Origin of the sequence: Methylobacterium sp. 174MFSha1.1 (genome assembly GCF_900116815.1) — a bacterium.
Classification (GTDB): Bacteria; Pseudomonadota; Alphaproteobacteria; order Rhizobiales; family Beijerinckiaceae; genus Methylobacterium.
Genome location: NZ_FPCB01000079.1, coordinates 1 through 11,602, shown reverse-complemented (window position 1 = coordinate 11,602; position 11,602 = coordinate 1). Strand labels below are relative to the sequence as shown.

Below are 11,602 nucleotides of genomic sequence, written 5' to 3'. Positions count from 1 at the left end.
GCCCGGATCTGGCGCGCCCAGTGATGGGCGGTGGCGCAGGCCTCCATCGCCACGATGGTGGCGGGGATCTTCTTGAGCGCCGGCAGCAGCTTGTCGCGCGAGACGCGCTCGGTGCTCACCACGGCGCCCTGCGCGTCCTGGGCCTCGAACTGGAAGACGGACTTGGCGATGTCCAGGCCGATGATGCTAATCTGCGTCACGGACGGTCTCCTCGGTTGGGTGTCAGACGACCTCAACCTGGCACTTATGATGCCGGCGGGGGCCGTCCACCCCAACATCCCGGGGCTCGCCGCAGGCGAGAACCCGGGATCCATAACCGCTGACGGTGCAGGATTAAGCAGAACGCGATCCGCTTCATTATCCGACGTCGGCGTTTATGGATCCCGGGTTCCGCTGCGCGGCCCCGGGATGACACGGAGGGTCTGTCCGGGTCGGCGCAGGCCGATCCTCGGAGTGCCGATCTCCAGGATCACGGCCTGAGCGACAGGCTCAACGCTTCGCGCAGATCCCCGGCATCGACGAGCCTCCGTCCTCGCCGCTTCAGGTCGCGCAGCTGTGCCGGCGTCGGGAAGCCGCAATAAGGCAGGACCGGGACTGTCCGCCCCTCCGGCAACGCTCCTGTCCGCTCCGCTTCCGCCAGAACCCCCTCCAGCAGCGGCCGCCCGGCCTCGTGCAGCAGCACCGCCGCCCGCGAGGCAGTGACGCCCTCGGGCAGCGACACCGGCGCTTGCGCCAGGATACCGCCGGCATCGATCGCCGGCGCCAGCCGGTGCACCGTGACGCCGAAATCCGGCCGTTCCTCCAGCAGCGCGTGCAGGGTCGGCACCGGGCCGCGGTGGCGCGGCAGCAGCGAAGGGTGGACGTTGAGCCCGCCCTTCGGGGCCGCCGCGAGGGTCGCGGCGTCGAAGATCTGGTCGAAGTGGAACGACAGGATCAGGTTGGCCCGGTGCTCCCGCAGGTGCCCCGTTACCTCCGGCCCGTTCACGTCGGTGATGGTGGCGTGCGGCAAGCCCAGGCGCCGGCACAGGGTGCGGAGGGGCGTCGCCTCCGGCACGTCGCGGCTGCCCGACAGCGCCTGCGTCGCCGGTGCGAATCCCCGGGCGAGGTCGGGCAGGCCGAAATTCACCGCAAGGTAGGGCAGGAAGCCGGGCCCGGAGCGCGCGAGGTGGCGCCGCACCTGGCCGGTCAATCCGCCGGTGCTCGGCCGCTCGGGGTCGGACAGGCCGACGAAGGCGATCCGCGCGGCATGGTCGGCGACGAAGCGGCGCACGGCCCGGGCGTTGGGCAGGGCCTCGAGGGTGAACAGGGCGATCCGCACCGGACTTGACGTCTCCATAACCACAGGGGTCAGCGCTGCTGGCGCTCGCTCATCCGGAAGCTGAAGCCGCGCATGCCGAGGCGGCGCCAGGATTCCGGGATCAGCCCGGCGCCTCGCGCCGCCGCCGCGAGGGCCGCCGGGAAGGCGACCACCGCCTCGTCGCGGGCGAGGCCCTTGGCGATGCGTTTGGCTGCCGCCTCGGCGCTCATCTCGAGCGGGCGCCAGCCCTCGTAATCGGCCCCCATCGCGGTCTTCACGTAGCCGGGGCAGACAACGTTCATCCGCACGCCCGTCGGCGCCAGCTTCTCGCGCAAGGCGAGGCCGTGGGCCAGCAGCGCCGCCTTGGTGCCGCTATAGGCCGGCGCGTCCGGCAGCGGCGCATAAGCGGCGAGCGAGGAGATCAGGGCGATCTGGCCGCGGCCGCGCGCGGCCATCAGGGCGACCGCCGGCAGCGCCACGTTGAGGGCGCCCATCAGGTTCACGTCGTAGACCAAAAGCGCGGTCTCCTCGGTCTCGAGCCCCCCGTCCGGATGGCCGCCATTGACGCCCGCATTGGCGACGACGAGGTCGAGGCCGATCCGCCCGGCGACGTCGTCGATCCAGGCCCGCACCCCATCGCGGTCGCGCACGTCGAGGGCTCGGGTCTCGACCGCGGCGCCCTTGCGCCGGCAGGCCTCGGCCACCGCCTCCAGGCGCTCGGGCCCGCGGGCGTTCAGGACCAGGGTGGTGCCGAGGGCGGCGTAATGCTGCGCCAGGGCCGCGCCGATGCCGCTCGAGGCGCCGGTGATCAGGATGACGGGCAAGGGCGGTTCTCCCGGGGATCGGAACGCGGCGGCACGGCCCGCGCCTCTAGCACGGCGGTCCCCGTCGGGGCGCGGAAAAATCCGGCTGGCCCGGATCTGCGAAACCGGATCGCGAAAACCGGATCGCGAAAACCGGATCGATTGTAAGGAGAACCGGTTCAGGACAGGGCCCGGCCCGGCGGGGCCTGCCGTCCCGCCCACCAGGCGCGTGCTTGACGGGGCCGGGGTGATGTGGAACGGCCCCTGCTCCGGGCTGCATGGCCGGGGCGGCACGGTCCGCCAGTGAGTGAGAGGCGGATGGATCGCGGCAAGCTGAAGCGGTTGTGGCCCCGGATGCCGTCGGAGTCGGAGGGGCCCGGTCCCCGCCGCTCGCGGCGCCTGGGCAGCGAGCCGACCTCGCGGCGGGTGCGCCTGAGCGACCGCTGGGACGAGGGCTTCCTGCGGCTCGGCGACGCCCGTCCCGAGCGCGCCTTGAGCTACATCATCGACGGGCTCGGCATCCATTACGATGCCACGGCGCCGAGCGAGCTCGAGGTCATGCTCGAGGAGGGCGGCTGGGAATCGGACGAGCTTCTCGCCCGCGCGCAGGCCGGCATCGCGCGCCTGCGCGAGCGGCGGCTCAGCCTCGACAACGATCCCCGCCGCCGCGACCTGCCGGCGCGCACCGATCCCACCCGCCGGCGCGTGGTGATCGTCGACCAGGCCGTCGGCGACCCGACGGTCGGGTTCGGGCTGGCCGGCGCCAGCGCCTTCGCGGCGATGCTGGCGGCGGCCGCCGCCGACGCGCCGGAGGCCGAGCGCCTGGTGGTGATGGATCCGGCCGCGACGATCGGCCGGCGCGGCCACGTCGACGCGGCGATGGCGGAGGCCGCCGGTGCCCGCCTGGTCGGCGACCCCGTCACCGCCTGGTCGGTGGCGGAAGGGTGCGACCGCGTCTACGTCGTCTCGGCCCATGCCGGTTTCGAGGCGGCGCTCGCCGGCACGCCGGTGACCTGCTTCGGCCTGCCCTTCTACGCCGGCTGGGGCTTCACCGACGACCGGCTGCACCTGCCCCGGCGCACCCGCCGGCGCAAGGCCGCGGACGTCTTCGCCGCCGCCTACCTGGTCTGCTCGCGCTACTTCGATCCCTATACGGGGGCGCCGGCCCGGTTCGAGGACGCCGTCGCGATCCTCGACCTCGTCGCGTCGCGCTGGCGCGAGAACGCGGTGCCGACCCTCTGCGTCGGCTTCTCGGCCTGGAAGCGGGACTGGATCACCAGGACCCTGTCGGCCCCGGGCTACCGCCCGGTGGTGCGCCGGGGCGATGCCCCCGTGACGGCGGGCGAGCTGGCGGAGGTCCGGCGCGTCGTGACCTGGGCCAGCCGGATGCCGGCTGGAACCGAGGAGGCCTGCCGCGCGGCGGGCGTGCCGCTCCTGCGGATGGAGGACGGCTTCCTGCGCTCGATCGGCCTCGGGGTCGCCCTGCGGCCGGGCGCCTCGCACGTCCTCGACGCCGCCGGCGTCTACTACGATGCGACGGGTCCGAGCGACCTCGAGCGCCTGCTCGAGACCGGGACGTTTTCGGCCGATCTCCTCGCCCGGGCGGCGGCTCTGCGCGAGGCCGTGGTCGCCGCGCGGGTGAGCAAGTACAATGTCGGCAGCAACGCGATGCCGGCGATGCCGCGGCCGGGCCCGGTGGTGCTGGTCGCCGGCCAGGTCGAGAACGACGCCTCGATCCGCCTCGGCGGAACGACGGTCTCGGGCAACGCCGCGCTCCTGCGCCTCGCCCGGGAGCGCAATCCCGGCGCCGTGATCGCCTTCAAGCCGCATCCGGACGTCGAGGCGGGACTCCGGCCCGGCTGGGTGCCGCCGGACGAACTCGCCGCCCATGCCGACGTGGTCCTGCGCGACGTCTCGGCGATCGACGCGATCGAGGCGGCGGACCGGGTCGAGGTCGCGACCTCGCTGATCGGCTTCGAGGCCCTCTTGCGCGGCAAGGCCGTGACCGCCCACGGCCTGCCCTTCTATGCCGGCTGGGGCCTGACCGACGATCCGGGCTCGCCCCGCCGCACCCGCCGCCTGACGCTCGACGAACTGGTGGCCGGCGCCCTGATCCTCTACCCGCGCTACGTCGATCCGCGCACCGGCCTGCCCTGCCCGCCCGAGGTGCTGGTGCAGCGCCTCGCCGAGGGCGACCCGGAACTGGCGCGGCGCGCCGTCACGCCGGAAGCCCTGCTCAAGCAGGTCTGGTCCGTGGTCTGGCGCCGCGTTCTGCGACGGGGGTGAGAGCCCGGGGATCATTCGGCACCTCGGTGCCGGCGCCCGGTCGATGAACCGGGTCTTGAAAACGAAAACGGGGCCGTTGCCGGCCCCGTTTTCGTGTCGTCGTTCTTGCGGCGATCAGGCGTTCTGCAGCGCCTCGATGCCCGGCAGGTCGTCGCCGGCCTCGGGGGCCGTGCGGGCCCGGGAGCGAACCTCGAGCCACGCGCCCTGCGTGAGGTCGAGGCGGGAGGCCGTCGCCTCCACCGCGGCGGTCAGGCCCTCGCCCTTGTAATAGACGCCGCGGATCTGGATGTTGGCGACGATCGCCTTGATGAAGGCGTCCCACAGCTCGCGCCGGGGCGGCTCGGCCTTCGTCCAGAACGTCTCGAGGGCGCCCTGGTAGGTCAGGCCCTGGATGTCGTAGATCGCGGCGCCGAGCGTCATGGTCGGCTTGGCGGCGCGCATCGACCACAGCCCGACGGTGCTGTTGACCGTGACGACGCCGCGGCAGCCCTCCAGCATCGCCCCGAGATCGCCGCCGTCGACGAAGTCGACCCGGTCGGAGACGCCCCACTTCACCGCCGAGCGCCGCACGATGCGCGCCCAGTTGCGGATGCCGGGATCGAGGGGGTGGATCTTGACCAGCAGGCGCGACTCGGCCGGTGCGTGCTCGGAGAAGGAGCGGATCACCGCGTGGATCGGCGTCTTCAGGTCGAAGAACGGCGAGTAGGCGCGCAGCTGGAAGTCGTTCTCCATCTGCAGCGGCAGCACGTAGTAGGTCGTGCCGGCCTCGCGCAGGCGGCGCACCAGGGCGTCGCCCCGCGGGCCGGTGCGCTTGGCGCGCAGGATGTGCAGGCCGGTGCCCATGTAGACCAGGGCCGGATGGTGCACCTGATGCGACTTGTAGCCGGGATAGAGCCACCAGAGCCAGTTGCTCATCAGGTGGTAGCCCATGTCCCAGACGGCCTGGAGCCAGAAGCTGTCGCGGTAGCGCGGCACCAGGTCGGGCTCGGGCGCCTTCGCGGCGAGCGCCATCACGGCCTCGGGGTCCTTCGGGAAGCAGCTGTCGCCCGACATGCCGTCGCGCTCCAGCGTGATCCAGTCCGGCCGCAGGTAGCCGAAATCCGTCACCGTGACGTTCAGGCCGCGGGCCTTGGCGGCGGCGATCGCGACTTTGTGGTAGTAGCGCTGCTCGCCGAGCAGCATCAGGTCGGTCACGCCCTCGCGGTCGATCAGGTCGGCGATGAAGGCCGGCCAGGTCTCCCGGGTGCCGCGGAAGTTCACGCCGCCGGCCCGGCGCCAGAACAGCCAGTCGCCGAAGCAGAGGTTGACCCGCAGGCAGCGGTGGCCCCGCGCCTCGAGGGCGTCGGCGACCCGGGCGAAGTACGGCGTGACCGGGCCCTGCAGGAACAGGAAGACCTGACGGGCGCCCGGACGGACGGCCCCTCGGGCCGGTTCGACGTTTCGCGCGGGATCAGCTCTCACGGGCACACCTCGAGTCTGGGCAGGAGCCGGCCACGGTCGCCCGGCGGGATCCTGCGGCGGTCAAGGCCCGAGCAGGCTGCGGCCAGCCTGTCCGGGACGGACATTCGGGGCGCGCGAGAGCCGCGCGCGAGCCGCTGACGACGCGGACAGTACCGGCCGATCCGGGGCGGACAATGGCAATCCTGCAACAGTCGGGGACAATCGCAGGGCCCTCGTCGCGCGGGGCGGTGGACGCCGTCGCGATCGTCCGACGGACGAATGCCGCCATAAGGCCCGCGATCTGGGCAGGAACGTGGACGGATCGGGTTTATTCCCGGGATTCACAGTCCATTATCGCACCGCGTCGCCCCCACGCTACGGCGGGCGCCCGTACCGCCACGCTCGCGACGCATTTGCGGCCGACTTGCCCCGAGTTGCGGCCTCGCGGCGTGGGGCCGGTGCAACACCGGCGCCGCTTATGCGCGCAACGCGCGCCGTTCATCGCTCCCGAGCACCCGAGATGGTAGGAAGGGGCGGCGAAGCGTGGCCGCTCCAAGGCCGCGCCGGCGCGAGGCCGTTCTTCGGTGAGCGCCGCGAGCGATCGGGACGGATGCCGGCGCGCCGGCATCGACGGAGTGGAAGACCGAAGCGGGCCGTCGTGGACGGCCCGGCTGGTTTCGGAGGGTGGTGCATGGTGCGCGTCGGTATGCCAGCGGTCCTGGCGGCTGCTTGCCTCATCGGGGGATGCAGCAGCTTCCTGCCCGCGGCCGGACCGACGGCGAGCGCGGTCGTGGAGGGCGCCGACGTCGCCACCGACCAGGGCCTGCTCGCCCGCTACGAACTCGTCGACGTCGATGCCGCGGTGGTCGAGGCCCTGCGCGGCCGCCCGCTCGACAGCCTGCTCGCCTCCTTCGGCGACCGCCGCCCCTCGGTGCAGCCGGTGATCGGCGTCGGCGATGCCATCACGGTGACGATCTGGGAGGCCGGCAGCGGCGGCCTGTTCTCGGCCCCCGCCGTCACCGGCCTCTCCACCGGCTCGAAATCCTCCAGCATCCCCGAACAGATCGTGGCCCGGGACGGAACGATCTCGGTGCCGTATGCCGGCCGCATCAAGGTCGCGGGCCGGCGCGCGCCGGACGTGCAGAGCCAGATTGAGCAGGAACTCGCCGGCAAGGCGATCCAGCCGCAGGTGCTCGTCACCGTCAACTCGCCGCTCAGCACCAGCGTCACGGTGCTGGGCGAGGCGGCGGCGGCCGGCGGCGGCGCCCGCCTGGCGGCGTCCCGGAGCGGCCCGGTCTCCAACCTCGGCGGCGGCCGCGTGCCGCTGACCGAGAAGGGCGACCGCCTGCTCGACGTCATCGCCACCGCGGGCGGCGTCTCGGCGCCAGTGAACGAGACCTTCGTGCGGCTGTCGCGCGGCACGGCCACCGCCACGGTGCCGCTCACTGCCGTGGTCTCCAACCCGCGCGAAAACATCTTCCTGCGCCCGGGCGACACCCTCACCCTGGTGCGCGACCCCCAGACCTTCCTGGCCGTCGGCGCGACGGGGGCGAATTACGAGATCCCGTTCTCGGCCGAGGGCATCACGCTGGCCCAGGCGCTGGCCAAGTCCGGGGGCCTGCGCGACTTCCAGGCCGATCCGGCCGGCGTGTTCATCTTCCGGTTCGAGCCGGCCTCGGTGGTGCGCCGCCTGCGTCCGGGCAGCCCGCTCCTGTCCTCGAACTTCGTGCCGGTGGTCTACCGGATCAACATGCGCGATCCCAACAGCCTGTTCGTCAGCCAAGCCTTCCGGATGCGCAACCGCGACCTCGTCTACGTCTCGAACGCGCCCTTCACCGAGGTCCAGAAGGTGCTCAGCGTGTTCTCCACCGTCACCTCGCCGATCGCGTCGGGCGCTTCGCTGTACTCGGCGACGCGGTAGGCGCCCGCGACGGAATCCGGAAACGAGAACGGGCCCCGCGGGGCCCGTTTTTTATTGTCCGAAGGCCCTGGTCGGGGCGGAGGTGAGATACCCCGCCCCGTCCCGCCGCTCAGCGGCTGAACTTCTTGTACTTGATCCGGTGCGGAATGGTGGAATCGACGCCCAGGCGCCGCTTCTTGTCCGCCTCGTAATCGGCGAAGTTGCCCTCGAACCACTCGACGTGGCTGTCGCCCTCGAAGGCGAGGATGTGGGTCGCGATCCGGTCGAGGAACCAGCGATCGTGGCTGATGATCACCGCGCAGCCGGCGTAATCCTCCAGCGCCTCTTCCAGCGCGCGCAGGGTGTCGACGTCGAGGTCGTTGGTCGGCTCGTCGAGGAGCAGCACGTTGGCGCCGCTCTTGAGGATCTTGGCGAGGTGGACGCGGTTGCGCTCACCGCCCGACAGCACGCCGACCTTCTTCTGCTGGTCCGAGCCCTTGAAGTTGAAGGCGCCGCAATAGGCCCGGGAGTTGATCTCGCGCTTGCCGAGATAGAGGATGTCGTTGCCGCCCGAGATCTCCTGCCAGACGGTCGCGTCGGGGTTGAGCGCGTCGCGGGACTGGTCGACGTAGCCGAGCTTGACGCTCTCGCCGATGCGGATGTCGCCCTTGTCCGGTGTCTCAAGGCCGTTGATCATCCGGAACAGGGTGGTCTTGCCGGCGCCGTTCGGGCCGATCACCCCGACGATGCCGCCCGGCGGCAGCTTGAACGACAAGCCGTCGATCAGCAGCCGGTCGCCGAAGGCCTTCTCCAGGTGGTCGAACTCGATGACGTTGTTGCCCAGCCGCTCGGCGATCGGGATAACGATCTGCGCGGTCGAGGGCCCCTTCTCCTGCGACTTGGCGACGAGGTCCTCGTAGCGGGCGATACGGGCCTTGGACTTGGCCTGCCGGGCCTTCGGCGAGGCCGAGACCCATTCCTGCTCGCGCTCGATGGTGCGCTGGCGCGACTCCTCCTCGCGGCCCTCCTGGGCGAGGCGCTTCTGCTTCTGGACCAGCCAGGACGAGTAGTTGCCCTCGTAGGGGATGCCCCGGCCGCGATCGAGCTCGAGGATCCAGCTCGTGACGTTGTCGAGGAAGTAGCGGTCGTGGGTGACGATCAGGATCGCGCCCGGATAGGAGCGCAGGTGCCCTTCGAGCCAGCCGACGGTCTCGGCGTCGAGGTGGTTGGTCGGCTCGTCGAGGAGCAGGAGTTCCGGCTGCCACAGGAGCAGGCGGCAGAGGGCGACGCGGCGGCGCTCGCCCCCCGAGAGGGTTGCCACGGCCACGTCGTCGCCCGGGCAGCGCAGGGCGTCCATCGCCTGGTCGACCTTGGAATCGAGGTCCCACAGGCCCTTGGCCTCGATCTCGTCCTGGAGGCGGGTCATCTCGTCCGCCGTCTCCTCGGAATAGTTCATCGCGAGCTCGTTGTAGCGATCGAGGATCGCCTGGGACTCGGCGACGCCCTCCATCACGTTCTCGCGGACCGTCTTGTCCGGATCGAGCTGCGGCTCCTGCGGCAGGTAGCCGACCCGCGCGCCCTCGGCCACGAAGCCGTCGCCGTTGAACTCGGTGTCGATGCCCGCCATGATCCGCAGCAGCGTCGACTTGCCGGCGCCGTTGACGCCGAGCACGCCGATCTTGGCGTCCGGGTAGAAGGACAGGTGCACGTTGTCGAGCACCTTCTTGCCGCTGGAATAGGTCTTGGTCAGACCCCGCATGTGGTAGATGAATTCACGGGCCATGGGCTGGTCCTTCCGGGGTTCGTGTCGCGCGGTCCCGACCGGATTCGGGGCGGGCCGGGCGGAGGATCGTGACGATGATCCGGCCCGACGGGCGCCGGCGCGGGCGGCCGCGCGTGGGAATTGGGAGTGCTCCCGCGCTTACCAGGGCCGCCGGGGGGGTGCAAGGCGGCCCAGGAGTGTCCTCTAAGAGCACCTTGCAAGAGTGCCCTCACCCGAACGGGTTCTTCACCTCGGTCGTCGCCACCCGGACCTCGTCGGCCCGCTCGGGCAGCTCCTCCTCGCCCTCCAGCGCCGCCACGATCGCCGCAAGGGTCTTCTGCAAGGCCCGCGCCCGCTCCAGGCTCTCCCGGTCGCGGGCGAAGTCGAGCGAGCCGTGGAGCGCGATCCGGGCGCTGCCGTTCTCGAGGGTCAGGCCGCCGAGGGTCTGGACCGCGGCGTCGTCGGCGAAGGGGGTGAAGGCGGGCTCCGCGTGCGAGGGCAAGGATTTCCTCTCAGACAAGGGTTTCCTCTCAGACATGCGACACTCGTTTCAGAACAGCGAGCGGAGGAAGTCGTGCCAGGCGCGGCGGGCGGCGCGGCGCAGCTCGGCGGCGAGCCAGTCGAGGAAGCCGGGCTCGCGGCGGCTGCGCGGGCCGCCGGCATATTCGTCGCGGCGCGGCTCGGGCAGTGCCATGGTGTGGCGGCGGACGGCATCCGGCAGGTCCGGAAAGGCGACGATGCCGCCGAGGCTTGCGAGCTGGTCGAGGGAGACCGCCTCCCAGGCCTCGCCCGGGGCGGCGTTGCGGGCGAGGTAGACGCCGGCCTCGCCGCGATTGGCGTCGTAGACTGCCTTGAACAGCCGGGTCGGGATCAGCACCCGGCCGCGCAGCGACTGCACGCTCGTGCCCTCGAACAGCGGCCCGGTGACGACGAACAGGTCGCCGCGCTCGACCGCGAGCGCCCGCACGCTGCTCTCGATCCCCGCCCAGAGCTGGCGGTTGAGGTCCGGGTTCTGCGGCACGATGTTGGCGAGGGTGAAGGACTCGGCCTGGGCGCTCGGGCTCGGCATGTCGCCGGAGGGGGCCATATGGCCCCGGTCCCAGCCGCTGCCGGCGTAATCCGCGAGGTCGGCGCGCGCCGCCTCCGGCACTCCCTCCTCCTCGTGGAACGCATCGACCCGGTCGACCCGGCGCGCGGCCTCGACCCGCGCGGCGGTGAGATGTTCGGCGGCGTAGAGCGGCGTGCGCGACAGACCCGAATAGAGGACCGCGAAGGCCTTGTAGCACAGGAGCGTGGTGTCGGCGGAGAGCCGGGGATTGGTCAGCAACGGGAGCGTACCGCCGGCGAAGTGCTCCGGGCAGGTGCGCGCCAGGGCCGGCCCCGGCAGGATCGCGATCGCTCCGATCAGCAGCAGGACGCCGCCGGCCGGCGGCGTCGGGGCGCGGAAGGCGGCGACGCGGATCACGCGCAGATCCGCACCCGCCGCGGGCCCTCGGGCGTCGGCCGCAGGCGCCAAGTGCAGACGGGGATCCGGCGCCGCGCGACGGTGTCGCAGGCGCGGTCGGTGGGCCGGCAGACCGGCAGGTGCGGCAGCCAGGCGGGATCGAGGGCGGGATAGAGCGGTACCGCCCGCGCCGGGCCGGGCGTTGCCAGGACACCCGAAGCCGCCAGCAGGAGGCCGAGGACGAGCCCGCGCGCCGGTATCGACCGTCCCATCTGGCCTCCGTCGAGGGATGCGTTCTGACGCGACCGCTGATGCGGTCACGTCGTGCGCAAGCATCCTAGCGCAAGCCGGCGCAGCTGTCGCCGCGGCGCGAAGGATTCACGCCGGGTTCAGGATGTTCTTCGGAGTTGTCAGGCCGCGCACAGCCGCAACCGAGACGGTCGCGCGTCGCGCCATGGCGCGATCGGCCGCTTGCGGTATAACGGCCGCCATCTGCGGGGACTCCCGGCCGCGAGGCTTGAGGCGGAGTCCGCCCTCGAATGAGCGAGTGTCACGACTTGTCCGATCTGGTTCTTCCCCTCCTCGACCGCGTCCGCGAGCCGGCGGATCTCCGCCAGCTGCCCGAGAGCGACCTGACCCAGCTCGCCGCCGAGCTGCGCGCCGAGACCAT

At 71.9% G+C, this 11,602-nt stretch carries 9 protein-coding genes and 1 pseudogene; 2 read left to right on the top strand and 8 right to left on the bottom strand.

From position 1 onward, the window contains the following. From BM430_RS33535 to BM430_RS33525, 3 genes and pseudogenes are all read right to left on the bottom strand, one after another. Positions 1 to 200: pseudogene (locus tag BM430_RS33535) on the bottom strand (IS110 family transposase); the annotation flags it as partial. 269 nt (positions 201 to 469) lie between these two features. Next, positions 470 to 1,336 carry a formyltransferase family protein gene (locus BM430_RS33530; RefSeq protein WP_177303258.1) on the bottom strand — a complete coding sequence of 289 codons (867 nt, stop codon included), beginning with the start codon at positions 1,334 to 1,336 and terminating at the stop codon, positions 470 to 472. 11 nt (positions 1,337 to 1,347) lie between these two features. Then, positions 1,348 to 2,121, bottom strand: a complete 774-nt coding sequence (locus BM430_RS33525; RefSeq protein WP_093571497.1) for an SDR family NAD(P)-dependent oxidoreductase — start codon at positions 2,119 to 2,121, stop codon at positions 1,348 to 1,350. 297 nt (positions 2,122 to 2,418) lie between these two features. On the opposite strand from BM430_RS33525, the gene BM430_RS33520 reads away from it, so the two are divergent. Beyond that, entirely contained in the window at positions 2,419 to 4,386 is a 1,968-nt protein-coding gene (locus tag BM430_RS33520) for a capsular polysaccharide biosynthesis protein (RefSeq protein WP_093571496.1), read from the top strand. 114 nt (positions 4,387 to 4,500) lie between these two features. Here the strand turns inward: BM430_RS33520 and BM430_RS33515 are convergent, their stop codons facing one another. Continuing rightward, positions 4,501 to 5,847, bottom strand: a complete 1,347-nt coding sequence (locus BM430_RS33515; protein ID WP_093571495.1) for a capsule biosynthesis protein — start codon at positions 5,845 to 5,847, stop codon at positions 4,501 to 4,503. A 670-nt stretch (positions 5,848 to 6,517) separates the two neighbouring features. Here BM430_RS33515 and BM430_RS33510 point away from each other — a divergent pair. Further along, on the top strand, positions 6,518 to 7,747 hold the full coding sequence (locus tag BM430_RS33510; RefSeq protein ID WP_093571494.1) for a polysaccharide biosynthesis/export family protein: 1,230 nt from the start codon (positions 6,518 to 6,520) through the stop codon (positions 7,745 to 7,747). A 109-nt stretch (positions 7,748 to 7,856) separates the two neighbouring features. Here the strand turns inward: BM430_RS33510 and ettA are convergent, their stop codons facing one another. The 4 genes from ettA to BM430_RS35485 all read right to left on the bottom strand — a co-directional run bounded on the left by ettA (position 7,857) and on the right by BM430_RS35485 (position 11,204). Beyond that, positions 7,857 to 9,509, bottom strand: coding sequence for an energy-dependent translational throttle protein EttA (ettA, locus tag BM430_RS33505; RefSeq protein WP_093571493.1), 1,653 nt, complete (start codon positions 9,507 to 9,509; stop codon positions 7,857 to 7,859). A 208-nt stretch (positions 9,510 to 9,717) separates the two neighbouring features. Next, positions 9,718 to 9,990, bottom strand: coding sequence for a hypothetical protein (locus BM430_RS33500; protein WP_244539789.1), 273 nt, complete (start codon positions 9,988 to 9,990; stop codon positions 9,718 to 9,720). A gap of 48 nt (positions 9,991 to 10,038) precedes the next feature. Beyond that, positions 10,039 to 10,953, bottom strand: coding sequence for a DNA/RNA non-specific endonuclease (locus BM430_RS33495; protein WP_244539788.1), 915 nt, complete (start codon positions 10,951 to 10,953; stop codon positions 10,039 to 10,041). Next, positions 10,950 to 11,204: a hypothetical protein gene (locus tag BM430_RS35485; RefSeq protein ID WP_244539787.1), complete on the bottom strand. Its 255-nt coding sequence runs from the start codon at positions 11,202 to 11,204 to the stop codon at positions 10,950 to 10,952. The genes BM430_RS33495 and BM430_RS35485 overlap by 4 nt, the downstream gene beginning before the upstream one ends. Positions 11,205 to 11,602 lie beyond the last annotated feature (398 nt).

What these genes read in the sequence shown, in the direction of transcription:
- BM430_RS33530 (WP_177303258.1), bottom strand. Translation starts at nt 1,336, where the DNA reads ATGGAGACGTCAAGTCCGGTGCGGATCGCCCTGTTCACCCTCGAGGCC.
- BM430_RS33520 (WP_093571496.1), top strand. Translation starts at nt 2,419, where the DNA reads ATGGATCGCGGCAAGCTGAAGCGGTTGTGGCCCCGGATGCCGTCGGAG.
- BM430_RS33510 (WP_093571494.1), top strand. Translation starts at nt 6,518, where the DNA reads ATGGTGCGCGTCGGTATGCCAGCGGTCCTGGCGGCTGCTTGCCTCATC.
- ettA (WP_093571493.1), bottom strand. Translation starts at nt 9,509, where the DNA reads ATGGCCCGTGAATTCATCTACCACATGCGGGGTCTGACCAAGACCTAT.
- BM430_RS35485 (WP_244539787.1), bottom strand. Translation starts at nt 11,204, where the DNA reads ATGGGACGGTCGATACCGGCGCGCGGGCTCGTCCTCGGCCTCCTGCTG.